Source organism: Halobaculum sp. MBLA0147 (assembly GCF_041361345.1).
Lineage (GTDB): Archaea > Halobacteriota > Halobacteria > Halobacteriales > Haloferacaceae > JAHENP01.
On record NZ_JBGKAD010000001.1, the window covers coordinates 2,928,958 to 2,946,655 of the forward strand.

Below are 17,698 nucleotides of genomic sequence, written 5' to 3' on the forward strand. Positions count from 1 at the left end.
GACACTAGACACAAGTGTACCGTCTCCGTACTACACGGGTATGGCACGTGCAGACGACGAGGAACCCGCCGATCCAGAGACGACGACGCTGAACCTCCGTGTGACCGAACAACTCCTCGCCGACATCGACGTCGCGTGGAAGGAAGAGGGGTACACGTCGCGTAGCGAGTTCCTCCGGCACGCGATCCGCGACGCCGTCGAACACCCGGGGTTGTCGCGTGACGCGTTGAGCACGATTGCGGCCGAGGAGTACGCGATGCGGCACGACGAGGGGGACGCGATCCCGCGAGCGGCCGTGCTGGAGTCACTCGACGAGGAGTGATCCGTCGTGGGCGACACCGACGAGTGGACGTGGGAGTTCCGACCCTCGGCGAAGGAGTAGTTGGACGCTCTCGAGGACGCGACACAGCGACGGATCGTCGAGAAACTCGACGAGATCGTCACCGACCGGTGGCGCGACCCGCCCGCGTACGTCGAGCCACTCAGCGGCGTTCCGCACGGCAAGATCCGAGTGGGAGACTACAGACTCGGCGCGCTCGCCGATCGAGACCGCTCCGTGTTGATCGTGTACGAGATCGAACACCGCTCCGGTGCGTACGAACCCGGTGACGACTGAGTCGAACGCCGAGGCCGGTGGCCGGTGGAGAAGAGGGACCCGCCGGCGACTGCTACGGAGTTTCGAGGTACGTCACCAGCGTCTCGCGGGCGATCTCGAACAGTTCCCGGAGGTGGTCGGCCGTCTGGTCGAACCGCGGCTCCCACTCTTCGGTGCCGAGGTAGTCGCTGACGACGAGCAGTGCGGCCGCCTCGTAGCGGTGGTGGCGCGCGACCGCGAACACCGCCGCGGCCTCCATCTCGACGGTGAGCACCCCACGCTCCGCGTAGTGGTCCACCTCCGGCACCGTCTCGCGGTACGCGGCGTCGACCGTCCACGTCGTCCCCTCGTGGACCGTCCGGGTCGAGTCCGCGGTGGTCGCCCGTGCGTCCGCCGCCAGCGACGGCGTCGGCTTGACGAGTTCCCCTGGCGCGAGGTAGTGGTGTGAGGTCCCCTCGTCGCGGATCGCGCGGTCGGGGATGATCACGTCCGCCATCGACACGTCCGTCTGGAGACAGCCGGCGTACCCCACCGAGAGGAACGCCTCGACACCCGCGGCGCCCAGCGTCTCGACGATCATCGCCGTCACCGGCGCGCCGATGCCGAAGTTCCCGACGACGCCGACGGACCCGGTCGCGTCGTCATCGGGAGTGTCGCCCGCGTCCGCGTCGTGCTCGGGAGCGGCGTCCGTGTCCGCGTCGCCGTCGGGAGCGGCCGCACCGTCCACCGACACGTCCGCGAGGACGTGACAGTCGAACAGGTAGTGGTCGGCGAACAGTTCGCGTGTCTCGTGTGTCTCGACGGCGTGCTCGAACAGGGTCGGCTGGTAGCAGAGGACGACGGCGTCGGGCGTCTCGGCGGGCGTCACGGCCGCCGCCTCCACCTCGTGGTCGGCGGAGATCAGCGCCGGTGCCTCGTGCTTGCCGTCGAAGGCGGGGTACTCGTAGGGCACGTGAGCAGGCACGAGAACGCGAGGCAAGTACGTTCGGCCGCCTCGTGACGATGTCGCACGGGGTCGGGTGCGCTGCTCGTCTCTTACGAGGACCCGGCCGCTCGTGACCGCGGTGTCGCCCCTCGTCCTCTCGTGGCGTTCCCGTACGGCCGGCTCTCTCACGCCCGCCACTCGCGGACTCGCGTCACCGCGTCGGCGACGGTGTCGCGGACGGCGTCCACCAGCGGCGTCGGGAGGTGACCGACGAGTCGCAGCCCCCACGCGGGCCAGCCGACGGGGTAGCTCGCCCGCGGTCGCGCGACTGTCGCGGCGTGGACGACGACCCGCGCAACGCGTTCGGGGGAGACGGCGGCGAGTCCGCCGTCCAACAGTCGCCCACGCTCCAGTCGTCGGTACGTCTCCGCGAACGCAGCGTGGCGGTCCGCGGACGGTGGGAGTCGCTCCAGCCCCCGCTCGTCGAACGGGGTGTCGACCCAGGCGGGTTCGACGGTCGTCGCCGCGACGCCGGTGCCGCGACACTCCGCGCGGAGCGCGTCCGTCGTCGTCGCCGCGGCGGCCTTCGCGGCCGCGTAGTGGCCCGTGCCCGGGAACACCGTCCGCGCGAGTGAACTCGTCACCGTCACCACGTTGCCGTCGGCGGCGCGCAGGAGGTCGAACGCCGTCCGCGCGAGCGCCGTCGGCCCGTGGACCAGCACGTCGTACAACTCCCGGACGGCCGTCTCGTCGGTGTCGAGCACCGCGCCGGGGAGTGCGTACCCCGCCACGTTCGCCAGACAGTCGAGGCGTCCCGTCTCCGCGGCGATCCGGTCGCGGACCCGCTCGCGGTCCGCCGCGTCGGTCACGTCGAGTTCCGCGGTGACCACGTCGTCGTCGTCCACCCACGGGTCGGTCTCGTCGAGTGCCGCCGCCACGTCCGTCGCGTACACGCGCCACCCGTCCGCGCGGAACCGCTCGACGACGGCGCGGCCGACACCACCCGCCGCACCGGTGACGAGTGCCGTCTCGGTAGAGGGACTCGTCGTCTCGTCGTGCACGACCGATCTCGGGGGCGCCAGCGTGTTGAACCCGCCGGACGTGGACCGGCGGGTGTCGGACGGGGCGGACGTGGACCGGCGGGTGTCGAGCCCACCGGACGTGGACCGGCGGGTGTCGAACGCGCCGAACACGACCCGCCGGGAAACCAACCCACAAGTTCCCCACGACCCGAGGAGGCGGGTATGTACCAGGTGGGGATCGTCGGCTGTGGCGTGATCGGGGAGCGACTGGCGTCGACGTTCGCGGAGCACGAGGCGACGACGGTGACGGTCGCCTGCGACCGCGACGAGACGCGCGTCTCCGAGTTCGCGGCCGACCACGACTGCGAGGCCGTGACGGACCACCAGACGCTGGTGACACACGAGGCCGTCGACGTGGTGTACGTCGGCGTCCCGCCCGCACACCACGTCGCGGTGGCGACGGACGCGCTGGCGGCCGGACGGCACGTGCTCTGTGAGAAACCGATCGCGCCGACCGCCGACGGCGGCGAGGAACTCGTCGCGGCGGCCGCGTCCGCGACGGTCGCCGACGGCGTCGCGGACGGGCGGACGGACGGCGCCGCCGAGGCCGACGAGGTGGGTCCCGCGTCGGGCGGTGACGGAGCGGCGGCCGCGACGGGCGCCGACCGGCGGCCGGTGACGGGCGTGAACCTCCCGTTCCGGTACACGCCGGGGTTCCGCGAGCTCCGCGAGCGGGTCCGCGAGGGCGCCGTCGGCGACGTGTGCCGCGTCGACTTGCACTTCCGGTTCCCGCGGTGGCCCCGCGAGTGGCAGGACGTGTCGTGGCTGGAGGGACGCGAACAGGGTGGCCCGATCCGCGAAGTGGGGACACACTTCCTGTTCGGCGTCGAGGAGATCTTCGGGTCGATCCGCCGCCTCACCGCCGAGGCCCAGTACGCCGGCCCGGACCGCTACGAGCAGTCCGTCGTCGGCTCGTTCGCCGTCGACGATCTCGACGGCGACGGGGAGGTCCACGGGACGCTGGACCTGGCGACGGACGTGGCCGCGAGCGAGGAGAACTCCATCACCGTGTTGGGGACCGACGGGTCGCTGTCGCTGATGGAGTGGTACAAACTGATCGCAGACCGCGGCGAGGACGACGAGCAGGTGTTGGTCGACAGTCGAGCGTCCTCAACGCTGGCTCTCGTTGACGCCTTCGTCGCGGAACTCGACGGCGAAGGTGGCGATCTAGTGTCCTTCGAGGAGGCGACACGGGTGCAACGCGCCGTCGACGCCGTGTTCGACTCGGGGGGCGAGCCGGTGTCGCTCGCCGCGGACGCCGAGTGACCCCGGTCGCCGAGTGAGTGCTGCAGACGGCGGGTGAGTGCCGTAGACGCCGAACGAGTGCTCCGGACGCCGAGTGGCGCGGCTCACCGCGCGAGCAGGTGGAGCCGTTCGGGCTCTACGGACAGCGAGACGGTGTCCCCGTCGGGCGCGTCGGTGGGGTCGAACGTCAGCGTCAGTTCGTCCCCGTCCGGGAGGCGAGCACTCGCTCGGACGTGGTCCCCGAGGTAGAAGCGATCCTCCAGTGTCGCCTCCACCGGACCGCCGCCAACGTCGAACGCCTGCGGCCGAGCGACGACCGTCACCTCGCCGTCCGTCGCAGTCTCCGGTGCCGGGACCGCGGCGTACCCCAGATCTAACACCCCGTCGTCGACGGTCGCCGACAACCTGTTCGAGGTGCCGACGAAGTCCGCGACGAACGGGGTCGCCGGGCGCTCGTACACTTCCTCGGGGGTCCCGACCTGCTCCACTCGACCGTCGTTCAACACCGCGATCCGGTCACACATCACCATCGCCTCCGCCTGGTCGTGGGTGACGTAGAGACTCGTCACGTCGAGATCGGCCAGCAGCCCGCCGATCTCCTCCTGGAGGCGCGTCTTCAGCTTCGCGTCGAGCCCGGTCATCGGCTCGTCCAACAGGAGGACCCGTGGCTCGATCGCCAGCGCGCGGGCGAGGCCGACGCGCTGTTGTTGGCCACCCGACAGCGTCGTCGGGTCGCGGTCACCCAGCCCGCCGATCCCGAGCAGTTCGAGCAACTCGGCCGCCCGCTCGTGACGCTCGGCGCGGGGGACGTCCCGCATCTTGAGCCCGAAGGCGACGTTCTCGCGGACGCTCATGTTGTCGAACAGCGCGTACGACTGGAACACCAGTCCCACGTCGCGTCGCTCCGGAGGCACGTCCGTCACCGGCTCGCCGTCGAAGGCGACCCGGCCCTCCGTCGGCGTCTCGAACCCGGCGACCGTCCGGAGTGTGGTCGTCTTCCCGCAGCCGGACGGGCCGACGAGGCCGAGCGTCTCGCCCGGTTCGACGGTGAGCGAGACCCCGTCGACCGCGACCGTCTCGTCGAAGCGTTTCGTCACGTCGCGTAGTTCCACTCGTTCACTCATGGTGTGGTCTCGTCGCCGCTCGTGGTCGTGTGGCTGTGCCGTACCGTACTCGGTGCCGGGCCTCCGCTCGGCTGCCCCGGGGACGGAGCGAGCCCCCGTCGACACCGGGTGTCACTGGACACCTCCCGTCGAGAACCCGCGTTCGCCGGTCGCACGCAGCAGGGCGGTGACGCCGGCGACGATCAGGAAGTAGATCGACACCGCCGCGGCCGCCCGCTGGAACGGGTTGTTCGAGATGTTCTCGAAGAGGAACAGCGAGAACGGCTTCGGGCCCCGCGAGTAGACGACGTACGAGAAGTTGAACTCCGCCGCCGCCAGCGTCCAACAGACGATCGACCCCGAGAGGATGCCGCGTTTCGCGTTCGGGAGGATCACCGTCGCGACCGTCCGTGGCCACGACGCCCCCAGCGAGCGCGCGGTCTCCTCCAGCCGTCTGAGGTCCATCGACTCGAACGACGACTGGACGGCCAACACCATGTACGGCGCCTTCAGAAGCGAGTAGCCGATCACCAGCGCGACCGCACTCGGCAGGTTCGGGTACGTCCGCAGGAACGCGATCCCGAGGACGATCCCCGGCACGACCGGCAACACCGCGACGGTGTTCAGCCAGTCGCGTCCGGCGAACTCGTACCGCGTCACCGCGTACGCGATGGGGATCCCGACGACGAGGTTCACCCCGACACCACCCAGCGCGAGCAGGACGCTGAAGGCGAGACTCGCGGGGATCCGGACGGCGAGTCCCGTCGCCGGTACGTCGACGACCCAGGTCCCGAGGCCACGAGAGGCGCCGACCGTCTCCGCGAGACCCAGCGCCTGTGCCCAGTGGGTCAGCGTCAGCGGGCCGCTCGGGCCGACACCGGCCCAGCTCTCGAAGAACGACGCGACGAACGTGAGCACCACGGGCCCGATCAGGAACACCACGCAGCCGACGACCAGCCCGACGAGCGCCCGGCGCCCGACGGCGGCCGACAGCCGGTCCAGCACGCCGATCGAGGTGTCGGGCACGCCCCGGACAGCGAGTCCGCCGTCGGCCGCGACGTCGTCGTCGGTCACGCCTCGGCCACCTCCGCGTCCGTGAAGCGCAGTCCGGCGAAGGTGAACAGCAGGGTGAACGCGAAGAACACCGTCGCCAACGCCGACGCCATCGGGAGGTCGAACCCGACCTGGATCTCCTGGTCGAACCGGAAGGTGATCACCGACAGCGCCTTCAACACGAGTACGGTGCCGAAGATGGCGAGCGCGGTGCGGAACGTGAGGATCACCGCGCCGACGACACCGGGCCGGATCTGTGGGAGGGTGACGTACCGGAACGTCTCCCACGGACTCGCACCCAACGAGCGAGCGGCGGCCTCGGCGTCCTCGTTCACCTCGGCGTACGTCCCGCGCAACAGGAACGTCGCCCGCGGGATCATCGAGTACAGGTAGCCGAAGAACAGCCCGAGGATCGCCTTCGTCGAGCCTGACGGTTGCCCGGTCAACGCGACCGCGTCGGGACTCGTCCCCGCGAGGACGGCGACGGCGTTCGAGAGCACGCCCGTCGTGCCGAACAACACGATCATCATGAACGCCGCGACGATGCCGGGGAGACTGATCGGGAACGAGACCAGCGTGACGACCGCCCCTTCGAACGGGAGGTCGTACTTCTCCAACGCGTGGGCGATCCCGACGCCGACGGCGACGCTGACGACGGTCGTCGCGGCCCCGAACCACAGCGAGTTCCAGATCACCGCGCCGTACACCGGGTCCGTCCCCGGGACGACGGCGTCACCGACGACGGGGAGGTACGCGAGGATCGAGGCGAACAGCTCCCGGTAGGCGGACAGGGTGAACCCCTCGACGGCGAAACTGGAGGTCGAGGTGCTCACCCGCACCATCTCGACGAGCGGGACGAAGGCCCCGAACGTCGCCAGCGCGAGGAACGGCAGCGACAACACCGCGATCCGTCGTCGCTCGCGGTCGCGTTCGGTCTCCGGGAGTGCGGTCGTCGCGGCGCGCTCTCGGAGGCCGGTCTCCTCGGAGTCGAGTGCGGCCATCGGCCTCAGTACCCCGTCAGTCCGACACCCTTCCCGATCTCCTCGATGATCGACTCCTGGTTGTCGACCAGCTTCGTGTAGTCGACCTGGAACTCCGTCTCCTCGTAGCGAGACTGTGGCGGGAACTCCTCGGGCATCTCCAACTCCGGCGCCCGGATCGGCCGGACGAACGCGTCGAGGAACTTCCGTTGCCCCTCCAGGGAGAGCACGTAGTCCATGAACAGCTTACACGCCTCCGGGTTCGGGGCGCCTTTCAGCATCCCGTAGCCGTACGGCTGGTTGAACGCACCCTTCTCGCCGTTCGGGCCGGTGAGCAGCGTCGTCGCCACCTGGTCCTCCCCGATGGAGTCGGCGTTGTACTTCAGGTCCAGCCCGGTGTAGTCGTACTCGACGAACGTGTGGACCTCGCCCTTCGTGAACTTCTGTTCGACGTTGCCCGCGAAGACGGCACCCTTCTCTTTCACCTCGTTGTAGTAGTCGATCACCGGCTGCACGTCGTCGAGACTCCCGCCGTAGGCGTTGTTGATCGACAGCGCACCCGCGAGCCCGACGGCCGCGTTCGGCGGCTGGTACTGTGTCTTCGACGCGATCTCCTCGCGTTTGAGGTCCTCCCACGTCTCCGGCGGCTCGATCCCCTGCTCCTCGTAGATGTCCTTCCGGTAGGTGACGGTCGTCGTCATCCGCCGCGTGGCGGTCATGTGGCCGTCGTCCGTCTTCAGCTTCTCCGGCACCTTGTCCCAGTTGGCCGGCTTGTACGCCTGCGTGAGTCCGTCCTGCATCGCCAGGATGCCGAAGGTGTAGCCGCCGTTGTACGCCGAGTGGGTGGGGTCCTGTGCGTGCGAGCGCAGGTCCGACAGTGCCTCGCCCGAGGAACGCTGGTCGTCGTTCAGCGGGACGCCGTACTGTTCCTCGAACGTCTCCATCTGTGCGCCCCAGTTCGACCAGCCGGTCTGGACCGCGTAGACGAACAGCTTCTCCGGGAACTCGCTCGCCGAGACGCTCGTCTGGAAGTCCCCGTACCCGACCTCGTACGTCTCGGCGTCGGAGTCGGACCCGGACGAGTCGCCGGAGCCGGAGTCACCGGACCCCGAGTCGCCGGCACCCGAACCCCCGGAGCCGCCCGCGTCCGTACTCGAGTCGCTACTGGTCACGCAGCCGGCGAGGCCGGCCGCCACCGCCGCGCCCGTCAGGGAGAGTGCTCCCCGTCTGGAGTGCGCCATGTGCGCCGCCTCGGAGGAGGGAAGAAAGAAGGTTGATATGAGTCGAACGTACGGTTGACACCGGTCACGACTGCTATATATCGTGTGTCTCCGACACAAGATGAAACTCGGCGTTGGCGAGAGCCGCCACGGAGCGTCGGCCACGGACGGGCCTCGCAGCCCGCCGTCCCGCGACGCGGTACCACTCGAACGTACCACTCGGTGAACGGTTCGGTGAACGGTACTGTGTGCGGCGTGCAGTACCGCTCGTTCTCGTCGGCTCGCGACCACCGTAACCGACACGTCGGCGGCCGTTCAATCGGGGCGTATGCCACGCGAGCGACTCGCCGACGCGAGCGAGGAACTGCGACTGGCAGCGGAGGCGGCGACCGGCGACGAGCGCGAGCGGATCTACCGGCAGGCGGACGCGCTCGCGGACGCCGCCGCGGCCGACGAGGGGCCGGACCACGGGAAACTGGCGCGGCACACTCACGCACTCCGCGAGATCGAGGACGCGGTCGACGAGACGGCCGGCGACCACGTCGCCGCCGCTCGCGAGCTGGTGAGCGCGTACCGCGAGGGTGTCGACGGGGTGTGAGTAGTTAATTTACCTGCCTTTTGTTTCCTTACTCACACTATCTCCGTCTATCTCTAGTTTAATACCTCCTCCCTGTATGGATTGTACCGTTATATTTGAGTCTAAGCTCACCGGTGAATAAACGCTAATGGATTCTCCACCGACATCTATCTCATATTTGAACTTACTCGGAGAAGTGCTATTCGCCACATCGATTTCTCTGACTCCTTTGCTCTCTAATTCAGACTCGATATCTGATCTAGATATACCGTTTCCAGTAGCTGACCGTATGACATCTACCATATCCGGTCTATTTAGAATGTCAGAATTATTTGCTGCTTTATTCTCAAAGGCATCAATATCGCTCTCTCTTACTAGTCCGTTTCCAGACTGTGTCCGCAAATCGGACACTATCTCGGAAAGTTTGTTGAACTGGCTTAGCGAGGACTCTGACCGATTACACTGCAGAAAGTCCTTGAAGTAGTCCGAGTCCGTTTTATCATAGATTTTAATTTCACCAGACCTTCTAAACGTCTGTGTCTTGAATAGCGGAGAGATGGCCGCCTTCTGTATGTTGGACGCATCGGGATATACTTCGTCTTGAGTTATATCGTCCAAGTCCCCGTTATCTCGGGCTAGCCTCTCGATCACCTCTGTACCCATTTTGAGAAGAACACAGGCATTGACCGGAGTTGGAGATTGAATATTCTGTCCATCAAACTCTACTTGAGATACAAATAGAGTGCCACTTGCGGCATTGCCTTGGCTCATCTTGTTGTTCAAACTTACAGCGAGGTTGGCTGCCACATCTTCAAAGTCTTGAATACCCAGACTTGGGTTTGATACTTTAGCCAGACTCTGTCGCATACTTGAGGCCTGAATAAAATCTCCAACAAAAACGTCGCTCTTGTCTCGCATTGTTGCAATTCTATTAATATATTCATCGAAAATATCGGGGATCAGGTTCCCATATTCGGCTTTCGTTTCGGACTTAATCCTCTGGTTAGATCTCCCACCGACATCTACCTGTGCAACCTTAGTAACGTCAAATCGTACACCAGTCTGTGTACTCATCAGTTGCCTGTTACAACCATTCGTATTTAAACTGCCGCAGTGGCTAGAGCGCTCGATCGGGTACAATTAAGATATAAGATCAACAGACGTTCTTCGGTTCGACGCCCAGCGACTCCAGCGTCTCCACGTAGTCGTCGTAGGCGGCCGTCAGTACCTCGTCGGCGGCCGTCCGTGCCGCCTCGCGAGCCGCCTCGGGGTCGTCGGCCGCGGCGACGACATCGCCGAGTCGGGTCTGGACGGCCGCGAGGTCGGCGGTCACGTCCTCGCGGAGGTCCCGGAACTCGTTCGCACCGGACGGGTCGGCGTCGCCGACGAAGAACCCGACCGCCTGCCCTATCCGGGTGTCGGCGAGCACCTGCCGGGCGAGTAGCGCCCCGAGACGCGCCGCCTCGCCCTCCGTGGCCGCCAACGCTTCCACGTCCGGGAACGCGCGGTCGTCCGGCTCGCCGATCCCGGCGTGCTCGTCCGCCGTCGCCGCCACGTCGGCGAACAGCTCCCGACTCGCGTCGCTGGTCTCCCCGGTCTCGTCGTCGCTCCACCCGGCGAGCGCGTCGGCGACGAGGGCGGCCTCGCGAGCGACGACGGCCCGCACCGCGTCGCCGGCCATCTCCCCGCCGGTGAGCGCGTACAGCGACTTCGACGAGCCGAGCCGCGACAGCGGCGTCTCGTGTGCGTCCCGGAGCGTGTCGGTGAACTCCTCGGCGTCCATGGACACTGGTTCGGCGGGCGCCCGTTTGAATCCACGGACGGCGGCGACGCTCGTCCACCGAGTCGAGCGACCGTGATCGCTCGACGACCGCGATTGCTCGACGACCGCGATTGCTCGACGGCCGACGGCCGGGCGACGGCCGACGGCCGCCGCCAGACGACCGACCGGAACCACCGCGTGTGAGACACGGAGGAAACGTTAGGTGCGCCCGAGCCGAGCCACCGGACGTGTCCCCGGACGATCACTCGCACGACGATCACTCGCACGACCCACACCCGGACGACGCCGGTCCGACGGACGGCCCACGGACGGACGGCGGGGAGTCACGGTCGACTACGACGACGGAGTCGACGGCACCGGCGACTGCACGACCGACTGCGGCCGCGCTGCCGGCGTTCGACGACCGCGACCCGTCGCTCTCGGCGTCGCTGACGGCCGCGGTGCGACTCCTCCGCGACTTCCCCGCCGCGGTGTTCCCCGCGTACCTGCTGGCGCTGGGTACCGCCAGCGTCGCCCGCGTCCCGGTGTTGCTCGGTGTCGCCGCCGCGACGGCGCTCCTCGCGACGACCGGCCGGATCGAACCGGTGTTGCAGGCGGCCGAACCCCTGTTCCGCGAGGCGCAGGCGACTACCGGGGAGCCGAGTGGCGGACCCTTCGGCGGCGGTGGTATCTTCGGCGGCGACACACCACCCGACGGCGCCAGTAGCGATCCGGGCTTCTCACCGGAACTCGAGGCGGCGCTGGCCGATCTCGTCACTCCGGAGACGGTGCTGCTCGTCCTCGGTGGTGGAGCACTCGCGCTGGTCGTCGGGCTCCTCGTCCGCGCCGTCGCCGTCGCGGTGGCGCAGTCGACGGTCTGGGCGACGTTCGCGGTCGCGGACGGACGGGGTGCGCCGGCGACTGACGACACCTCGCACCCGACCGACGACTCGGCGCGTGCGACAGACGACGCCGGACGGACGACCGGCGTCGCCTCGCGTGCGAGTCACGTCGCGTTGACCGACGGTATCCGCGGTGCGGGGCGGTGGCAGACGTTCCTCGGGTTGGCACTCGTCCGGTTGCTCGTCGCGGCTGTGCTCGTCGGTGGTTCCCTCCTCGTGACCGGCGTGTTGACCGCCCTCTCGCCCGCCGCGATCGTCCTCGGCGTGTTGGGGACCCTCGCGGCAGTGGCCGTGACGCTGGTCGTCCTGTTGGTGCTGTCGTTCGCGAACCCGGCCGCAGTCGTCGACGACCGCAGTGTCGCCGGTGCGATCCGGGGGAGTCTCGGCTTCGTCCGCCGGCACCCCGGCGAGACGGTCGTGTTCGGACTCGTCGCCGCCGGGCTGTACGTCGGTGCCGGCGTCGCCGCCGGCGCGCTGTCGGCCGCGGGCGCGGGACGTGTCGGTGGATTGTTCGTCCCGCTGGCCGTCTCGCCGCTCGTCGACCTGTTGGCGACGGGGTTGTACGCCGGCGTCCGCCGGCCGAGCGAGCGACTCGACCACGAGGCAGCGACCGATCGAGAGCCGACACCCGACCGAGCGCCGCCCGCAGACCGGACGGCGGCGGACGAGCGGCTGGAATCTGTATCCGCAGGTTCGACGGAGCAGACCGACACCACCGCGGACGACGACGGGTTCGAGTGGGTGACGGAGACCGAACCCGCCGAGACGGGGGTCGACGCGGTTCCGGAACGAGGCGCCGACGCTACGGCCGAGGGTGGAGACGAGGCCGCACCCGGGCAGGGAGACGACGCCACGACCGACCCCGGCGCCCACGACACGGGAACCGGAACGAGACGTGAGCCGTCGAGACGCGCCGACACGCCACCACTCGCCGTCTCCTCCGGCGAGCGTCGCTCACTCGCCGTCGCGCTCCGCGGACTGTTCGGCGGCGGACTCCGACGGTGTCTCGGGTTCGTCCCGCGGCATTCAGTCGCGGTCGTCGTCGCGACACTCGCGTTCGTCGCCGGCGGTGCGGGTGGGTGGGCGGTCGTCGCGCCGTCCGGGATCGCAGTGCCGCCGCCGGGTGACGTGCAGGGGGTGTTCGGCGCGTTCCCGGTGAGCACGTTCGCGAACATCGCCGCGAACAACTGGCTGGTCGCGGTCTCCGGCGCGTTCGGTGGGCTCGCGTTCGCGGTGCCGGCCGCGACCGCCGCGGCGTTCAACGGCGCCGTGATCGGCGCACTGGCCGCCGCCTTCGATCCTCGTGCGCTCGTGGCACTGGTCGCCCCGCACGGCGTGATCGAACTCCCGATCCTCGTGGTCGCGTGGGGGATGGGGCTCCACCTCGGCGCCGTCGGCTGGCGTGGTGTCCGTGGACGCGTCGACGCCGCGACGGTCGCCGGACGACTCCAGACCGTCGCGAGTGGACTGGCGGGTGTGGCCGTCCTCCTCGTCGTCGCGAGCTTCGTCGAGGCGTTCCTCACCCCGCAGATCGCGGCGCTCGTCTTGGGGTGAGGCCGGCTGGTCCCCGACCGCCCGACGCCCACCCCGATCGCGACGGCCTTACGCGCCCGTCTCGGTCTGGTCCGCGCCCGCCGTCTCCCGTTCTCCGAGGTGGGCACGGAGCGTGTCGACGTCCTTGTTCCCGGCGCCGGTGTTGAGCAGGACGACCGTGTCGTCCGCGCCGAACGCACCGCGGTCGGCCAGCGCGAACGCCCCGGAGACGGCCGCCGCACACGTCGCGCCGATCTCGATCCCCTCGGTCCGCGCGACCGTGAGCGCGGCGTCGAGGATGGCGTGGTCGTCCGTCGCGACCGCCCCACCGCCGCTCTCCTCGATGGCGTCGAGCAGCAGCGGGGAGGCGCCGGGATCCGGCACCGCGATGCCGTTACACGCCGTGGTGATCTCCGACTCGGGGACGGCCTCGTGTTCGTCCGCGCCGCGCTCCCAGGCGTCGACGACCGGCGCACACCCCTCCGCTTGCGCGGCGTACAGCGCCGGGGTGTCGTCGACGAACCCCAACTCGCGGAACTCGTGGGCGCCCTTGTGAACGCCGAGGAGACCGACGCCGCCACCGGTCGGGTACACCACCGCGTCGGGGCTCCGGAAGTCGAGCTGTTCGAGGATCTCGTGGCCCATCGTCTTCTTGCCGTCGTGTCGGTACGGCGTCACGAACGTCTTCGTCGAGTACCACGACGCACCCTCCGGGTCGCCTCCCGACTCCGTCCCCGCCGTGTCCTCGTCGCTCGGTCCCTCGACGGCGTCCCAGTAGGCGCTCCCGGCGTCGGTGATCTCCCCGGCGACTGTCCGGAGATCGCCGCCGTGGACCTCGGTCATCGCCTGCTGTGTGAAGCCCGCTCTGTCGGGGAGGAACACGTGTGCCTCGAGATCGGCACGCGCCGCGTAGGCGGCCGCCGACTGTCCCGCGTTACCGGCGGAGTTCAGTGCGATCTCGTCGGCGTCGTGCTGGCTCGCGGCGGTCACGGCCGCGCTCTGACCGCGGTCCTTGAACGTCCCCGTCGGGTTCCGGCCCTCGTCTTTGAGGTACACCGCGCCGACGCCCATCTCCTCGGCGAGTGACGGACACTCCAGTAGCGGTGTCGCTCCCTCGGCGAGCGAGACGGCCGCCGACCGGGGGAACGGGAGCAGTTCCTCGTAGCGCCACATCGACTCGAACGGGCGCGCCGTCAGCGTCTCCGGCGTCACCGTCACCGCGTCGAGGTCGTACTCCGGGTCGAGAATTCCTCCACACGCCGGACAGCGGTGGGTGACCTCGGCCGGGTCGTGGCTCGCGTCGCAGTCGACACACCGGAGCGCCTCGAAGGCCGTCGTCGTCGCGACCGTCTGCTCGTCCATACCGACCCGCGCGCCCGGACGCCCCTAAACACTCGCGTCCCGGCGAGCGAGACGGGACGGACCGCGGCCGCGGCGACGGTGAGTCGACACCGACGGACGCGGCGACCGAGTGCGGCGTCACACGACCGCCCCCGGGAGACGACGGGACTCCGGCACCGATCGACGGCAGTCGGCGTCCGACCGGCAGTCGTCGCCGGAGACCGTGCCGGCACGCCTGAGTGTGTCTGCGTCCCGGACGGCGGCGCCCCACCCGATCGGGTCCTCGGGGGGCGACGGCCCGGGAACCGGAACGGCGGTGTCGACCGGCCGTGGTGTCGGGGTCGGCGTCGGTGACGCCGTGGGGTTCGGCGTCTCGGTCGGCGATCTCGTCGGACTGTGTGTCTCGGGCGGTGGAACGACGGTCACGCTGGCAGTGTCGGTTCGCGTCGCTCCGTCGTCGTCGGTGACGGTCACGCGTGCGGTGTAGGTGCCGGTCGACCGCGGGGTGAACGTCGCACGTGCGTCCTCACCCCCGTCGAGGCCGACTACCCGCCCGTCGGGGCCGGTGACGGACCAGTGGTAGGCGACGATCTCGCCGTCCGGGTCGAACGATCCGCCGGCGTCGAGGTACGCGGTCCGGCCCTCGGGCACCGTCTGGTCGAGTCCCGCACGCGCGACCGGTGGCTGGTCGGTCTCGGTGGCCGTCACCACAGTCGCACCACCCGATCCGGCACCGACTCCCGGCACCGACGGCGTGTGTCCGAGTCCGGTCTGGCCGCTCGCCGCCGCGCCGCCCCCGACGGCTCCGACGGCGGCCAGTACGACCACGGCGACGACGAGGCGTCGTCTTCCCCCCAGGTGTCGTGTCTCACTCACGCGACGGGTTGGTCCCGGTATCGGTGATAAAGGCTCGTGCCGACGCCGCTCGGGTGGAGTGCGTGGCTCTTTGTCGGTGGCGGACGGAGGGTGACTCGTGCCCATCGTCAGGTTCGAGACCGCGGACACGGAGACACACACCGCCGTCGGGGAGGGGCTGACCAGACTCGTCCGCGACGCCGACCGACTCGTCGTCGACTCGTCGGTCGGGAAGTACGCCGTCGAACACGGAGACGGCTGTGGCGAGTGCGGGGAGCACGTCGCACCTGGCGACGCGTTCTACCTCGACGGCGACACCGGCGAGGTGTTGTGCGAGAGACACGGCCGCGAGCGGCGTGGCGAGACGTGACCGGCGTGACGGACCCGTCGCCGACGAAGCGCCGTCGCTACGGAGAGTCGGTGTCTGGGCCGTCGAGCGCGGTCGCGACGGACCGTGTGAGTCGGGCGCGACGCGGCCGCGACGTGACCGAGAAGACGCTCTGGCTCCTCAGAAGACGCCCTGGTTCTCGAGGCCCTCGAGAATGTCGTCGACGAGGGTCTCCACGTCGTCGTACGGGAACTCCTGTTCGTCGCCGAGCTTGGCCGCCATCTCCATGGCGGTCAGCGACACGTCGCCGGCTTCGAACTTCGTGCCCGGTCCGTTCGGCAGCGCCGGCACGAGGTCCATCTGGTTCGAGACGGGGTAGTCGGCACCCTCGAACGCCTCGGTGAACTGTTCACGGAGTTCGGCCTCCACGTCGTCGGACATGGTAACACAGAGTGTCCGACTGTCGCAAAAGCGTTCCGGAACCCCCGACAACCCGGACCGCGTTTGGGACCGCGACCACGGGGCGGTCACGGTGAGACGGACCAACCGGCGGAACCCTCGGAGACGCGTGGTTTTTACACGGGTCCCGCACAACCCCGTCTCGTGACAGAGACAGCGTTCGACTTCGACTTCGGTCTGCTGAAGGATCTCACCGAGACGAGCGGCGTCCCGGGGTACGAGGACCGCGTCCGCGAACTCGTCCGCGAGGAACTCGCGACGGAGACGGACGAGGTACGGACGGACGCGATGGGGAACGTCGTCGGCACGATCTACGGCTCCGACGGCGACGCGGGCGACGACGCGACCGGTGCGGGCGACACCTACGAGGTCGCCGTCGCCGCCCACATGGACGAGATCGGCTTCATGGTGAAACACGTCACCGACGACGGGTTCCTCAAACTCGACGCGCTCGGCGGGTGGGACGCGCGGGTGCTCCGCGCACAGCGCGTCACCGTCCACACCGACGACGGCGACGTGACGGGACTGATCGGCTCGGTCCCGCCCCACACGCTCGACGAGGAGCAGCGCGAGAAGGAGGAGGCCGTCGAGGACGTGGTCGTCGACCTCGGGCGCGACGCCGACGAGGTCGCGGAGCTGGTGAGCGTCGGCGACCTGGTGACGATGGAGCAGTCGACGGTCCGGATGGGCGAGACGGTTACCGGGAAGGCGCTCGACGACCGAATCTGTGTGTTCGCGATGCTGGAGGCGGCCCGCCGGATCGAGGAGCCGGACGTGACGATCCACTTCTGTGCGACGGTCCAGGAGGAGGTCGGCCTCCGCGGTGCGCGCGCCTTGGGTGTCGACGTGGACCCGGACCTCGCCGTCGCGCTCGACGTGACGGTCGCCAGCGACGTGCCGGGTGTCGATCCGGACAAGGAGGTGACGGAACTCGGCGAGGGGACCGCGATCAAGCTCAAAGACTCCTCGGTCATCACGACGCCGAAGGTCCACCGACGGCTGCGCGCGGTCGCCGAGGACGAGTCGATCCCCCACCAACTGGAGGTGTTGCCCGCAGGCGGGACGGACACGGCGGGATTCCAGAACACGAACGGCGCCAAACCCGTCGGCGCGATCTCGATCCCGACGCGGTACCTCCACACCGTCACCGAGACCGCGAACGGCGAGGACGTGGCCGCGACCATCGACCTCCTGACCGCGTTCCTCCGCACGGAGACCGGCGCACACGACTACAGTCTGTAGGTGGCCGACGACGCTGCGGACGGCGCCGCCGACCGGCCCCACCACCCGATCGACCGGCCCCTCGGGTCGGGTGACGGACGCCGGCGGTTCAGTTGTAGTCGCGCCAGCGGTGGCCACAGTCGACACACTTGAAGAACCGCGTCGGCGGCTCGTCGGCGCTGGCGGTCTGTTTGAACGTGTAGTACGCCTCCTCGTGGCCGCACTCGTCGCAGTGGACCTGGTCGTCGGTGGGCTTCCCCTCGAAGTTGAGTCCCTCCTCGGTCTCGATCACGTCGTCGGTGCTCTGTTCCGTGGTCGACTCGTACGTCTCCGAGAGGCCGGCCGCCTGCTCCTCGGTCGCCCCACAGTCCGTACACACCATCTGGCCGTCCTCGTTCACCATCATCGAGCCGCAGTCGTCGCAAAACTGCATGTCCGAGTCGTTGTCGAGCGTGCCTCAAACCGTCGTCGGTCGCCGAGTTCCACTCCCACGCGTCCGCGTCGACGGACAGCGGAC

19 protein-coding genes are annotated in these 17,698 nt (G+C 68.9%); 7 read left to right on the forward strand and 12 right to left on the reverse strand.

Annotated features, from left to right (window positions below; genetic code table 11):
- Nucleotides 1-40 precede the first annotated feature (40 nt).
- A complete protein-coding gene (locus tag RYH80_RS14145) occupies nt 41-322 on the forward strand; it encodes a ribbon-helix-helix domain-containing protein (RefSeq protein ID WP_370904540.1) in 282 nt (93 codons plus the stop codon).
- Between the two features lie 60 nt (nt 323-382).
- Nucleotides 383-616 (forward strand): type II toxin-antitoxin system RelE family toxin, encoded by a 234-nt coding sequence (locus tag RYH80_RS14150; RefSeq protein WP_370904541.1) that lies wholly within the window; start codon nt 383-385, stop codon nt 614-616.
- A gap of 52 nt (nt 617-668) precedes the next feature.
- On the opposite strand, the gene RYH80_RS14155 is transcribed toward RYH80_RS14150, so the two are convergent.
- The gene (locus RYH80_RS14155; protein ID WP_370904542.1) at nt 669-1,547 is read right to left on the reverse strand and encodes a nucleoside phosphorylase; all 879 of its coding nucleotides are present in this window, start codon (nt 1,545-1,547) and stop codon (nt 669-671) included.
- 158 nt (nt 1,548-1,705) lie between these two features.
- Nucleotides 1,706-2,581, reverse strand: a complete 876-nt coding sequence (locus RYH80_RS14160; protein ID WP_370904543.1) for an SDR family NAD(P)-dependent oxidoreductase — start codon at nt 2,579-2,581, stop codon at nt 1,706-1,708.
- 183 nt (nt 2,582-2,764) lie between these two features.
- Here RYH80_RS14160 and RYH80_RS14165 point away from each other — a divergent pair, with 183 nt between their 5' ends.
- Nucleotides 2,765-3,868 (forward strand): Gfo/Idh/MocA family protein, encoded by a 1,104-nt coding sequence (locus RYH80_RS14165; RefSeq protein ID WP_370904544.1) that lies wholly within the window; start codon nt 2,765-2,767, stop codon nt 3,866-3,868.
- Nucleotides 3,869-3,951: 83 nt separating this feature from the next.
- On the opposite strand, the gene RYH80_RS14170 is transcribed toward RYH80_RS14165, so the two are convergent.
- From RYH80_RS14170 to RYH80_RS14185, 4 genes are all read right to left on the reverse strand, one after another.
- Nucleotides 3,952-4,971, reverse strand: coding sequence for an ABC transporter ATP-binding protein (locus tag RYH80_RS14170; protein WP_370904545.1), 1,020 nt, complete (start codon nt 4,969-4,971; stop codon nt 3,952-3,954).
- Nucleotides 4,972-5,082: 111 nt separating this feature from the next.
- On the reverse strand, nt 5,083-5,952 hold the full coding sequence (locus tag RYH80_RS14175; RefSeq protein ID WP_370904734.1) for an ABC transporter permease: 870 nt from the start codon (nt 5,950-5,952) through the stop codon (nt 5,083-5,085).
- A gap of 68 nt (nt 5,953-6,020) precedes the next feature.
- The gene (locus RYH80_RS14180) at nt 6,021-7,004 is read right to left on the reverse strand and encodes an ABC transporter permease (protein ID WP_370904546.1); all 984 of its coding nucleotides are present in this window, start codon (nt 7,002-7,004) and stop codon (nt 6,021-6,023) included.
- Nucleotides 7,005-7,009: 5 nt separating this feature from the next.
- Nucleotides 7,010-8,224: an extracellular solute-binding protein gene (locus RYH80_RS14185; RefSeq protein ID WP_370904547.1), complete on the reverse strand. Its 1,215-nt coding sequence runs from the start codon at nt 8,222-8,224 to the stop codon at nt 7,010-7,012.
- Between the two features lie 307 nt (nt 8,225-8,531).
- Between RYH80_RS14185 and RYH80_RS14190 the strand changes: the two genes are divergently transcribed.
- Nucleotides 8,532-8,801, forward strand: a complete 270-nt coding sequence (locus RYH80_RS14190; RefSeq protein ID WP_370904548.1) for a DUF7553 family protein — start codon at nt 8,532-8,534, stop codon at nt 8,799-8,801.
- A gap of 9 nt (nt 8,802-8,810) precedes the next feature.
- On the opposite strand, the gene RYH80_RS14195 is transcribed toward RYH80_RS14190, so the two are convergent.
- Nucleotides 8,811-9,854, reverse strand: a complete 1,044-nt coding sequence (locus RYH80_RS14195) for a nucleoid-associated protein (RefSeq protein ID WP_370904549.1) — start codon at nt 9,852-9,854, stop codon at nt 8,811-8,813.
- A 79-nt stretch (nt 9,855-9,933) separates the two neighbouring features.
- Nucleotides 9,934-10,563: a transcription antitermination protein gene (locus RYH80_RS14200; protein WP_370904550.1), complete on the reverse strand. Its 630-nt coding sequence runs from the start codon at nt 10,561-10,563 to the stop codon at nt 9,934-9,936.
- A 227-nt stretch (nt 10,564-10,790) separates the two neighbouring features.
- On the opposite strand from RYH80_RS14200, the gene RYH80_RS14205 reads away from it, so the two are divergent.
- On the forward strand, nt 10,791-12,998 hold the full coding sequence (locus RYH80_RS14205; RefSeq protein ID WP_370904551.1) for a stage II sporulation protein M: 2,208 nt from the start codon (nt 10,791-10,793) through the stop codon (nt 12,996-12,998).
- A gap of 48 nt (nt 12,999-13,046) precedes the next feature.
- On the opposite strand, the gene RYH80_RS14210 is transcribed toward RYH80_RS14205, so the two are convergent.
- Together RYH80_RS14210 and RYH80_RS14215 are read right to left on the reverse strand one after the other, a co-directional pair.
- Nucleotides 13,047-14,339 carry a threonine synthase gene (locus RYH80_RS14210; protein ID WP_370904552.1) on the reverse strand — a complete coding sequence of 431 codons (1,293 nt, stop codon included), beginning with the start codon at nt 14,337-14,339 and terminating at the stop codon, nt 13,047-13,049.
- Between the two features lie 117 nt (nt 14,340-14,456).
- Complete coding sequence (locus RYH80_RS14215) at nt 14,457-15,194, reverse strand: PKD domain-containing protein (protein ID WP_370904553.1); 738 nt, start codon at nt 15,192-15,194, stop codon at nt 14,457-14,459.
- 97 nt (nt 15,195-15,291) lie between these two features.
- On the opposite strand from RYH80_RS14215, the gene RYH80_RS14220 reads away from it, so the two are divergent.
- Entirely contained in the window at nt 15,292-15,543 is a 252-nt protein-coding gene (locus tag RYH80_RS14220) for a DUF8075 family protein (protein ID WP_370904554.1), read from the forward strand.
- 138 nt (nt 15,544-15,681) lie between these two features.
- Here the strand turns inward: RYH80_RS14220 and RYH80_RS14225 are convergent, their stop codons facing one another.
- Nucleotides 15,682-15,942, reverse strand: a complete 261-nt coding sequence (locus RYH80_RS14225) for an MTH865 family protein (protein ID WP_370904555.1) — start codon at nt 15,940-15,942, stop codon at nt 15,682-15,684.
- Nucleotides 15,943-16,104: 162 nt separating this feature from the next.
- Between RYH80_RS14225 and RYH80_RS14230 the strand changes: the two genes are divergently transcribed.
- Nucleotides 16,105-17,202, forward strand: a complete 1,098-nt coding sequence (locus tag RYH80_RS14230) for a M42 family metallopeptidase (protein WP_370904556.1) — start codon at nt 16,105-16,107, stop codon at nt 17,200-17,202.
- Between the two features lie 88 nt (nt 17,203-17,290).
- Here RYH80_RS14230 and RYH80_RS14235 read toward each other — a convergent pair whose 3' ends face one another.
- Complete coding sequence (locus RYH80_RS14235) at nt 17,291-17,614, reverse strand: transcription factor S (protein ID WP_370904557.1); 324 nt, start codon at nt 17,612-17,614, stop codon at nt 17,291-17,293.
- Nucleotides 17,615-17,698 lie beyond the last annotated feature (84 nt).

Excerpts from the sequence above, each read along its gene's own strand:
- RYH80_RS14145 (WP_370904540.1), top strand. The coding sequence starts at position 41 with ATGGCACGTGCAGACGACGAGGAACCCGCCGATCCAGAGACGACGACG.
- RYH80_RS14165 (WP_370904544.1), top strand. The coding sequence starts at position 2,765 with ATGTACCAGGTGGGGATCGTCGGCTGTGGCGTGATCGGGGAGCGACTG.
- RYH80_RS14170 (WP_370904545.1), bottom strand. The coding sequence starts at position 4,971 with ATGAGTGAACGAGTGGAACTACGCGACGTGACGAAACGCTTCGACGAG.
- RYH80_RS14180 (WP_370904546.1), bottom strand. The coding sequence starts at position 7,004 with ATGGCCGCACTCGACTCCGAGGAGACCGGCCTCCGAGAGCGCGCCGCG.
- RYH80_RS14185 (WP_370904547.1), bottom strand. The coding sequence starts at position 8,224 with ATGGCGCACTCCAGACGGGGAGCACTCTCCCTGACGGGCGCGGCGGTG.
- RYH80_RS14190 (WP_370904548.1), top strand. The coding sequence starts at position 8,532 with ATGCCACGCGAGCGACTCGCCGACGCGAGCGAGGAACTGCGACTGGCA.
- RYH80_RS14195 (WP_370904549.1), bottom strand. The coding sequence starts at position 9,854 with ATGAGTACACAGACTGGTGTACGATTTGACGTTACTAAGGTTGCACAG.
- RYH80_RS14200 (WP_370904550.1), bottom strand. The coding sequence starts at position 10,563 with ATGGACGCCGAGGAGTTCACCGACACGCTCCGGGACGCACACGAGACG.
- RYH80_RS14210 (WP_370904552.1), bottom strand. The coding sequence starts at position 14,339 with ATGGACGAGCAGACGGTCGCGACGACGACGGCCTTCGAGGCGCTCCGG.
- RYH80_RS14225 (WP_370904555.1), bottom strand. The coding sequence starts at position 15,942 with ATGTCCGACGACGTGGAGGCCGAACTCCGTGAACAGTTCACCGAGGCG.
- RYH80_RS14235 (WP_370904557.1), bottom strand. The coding sequence starts at position 17,614 with ATGCAGTTTTGCGACGACTGCGGCTCGATGATGGTGAACGAGGACGGC.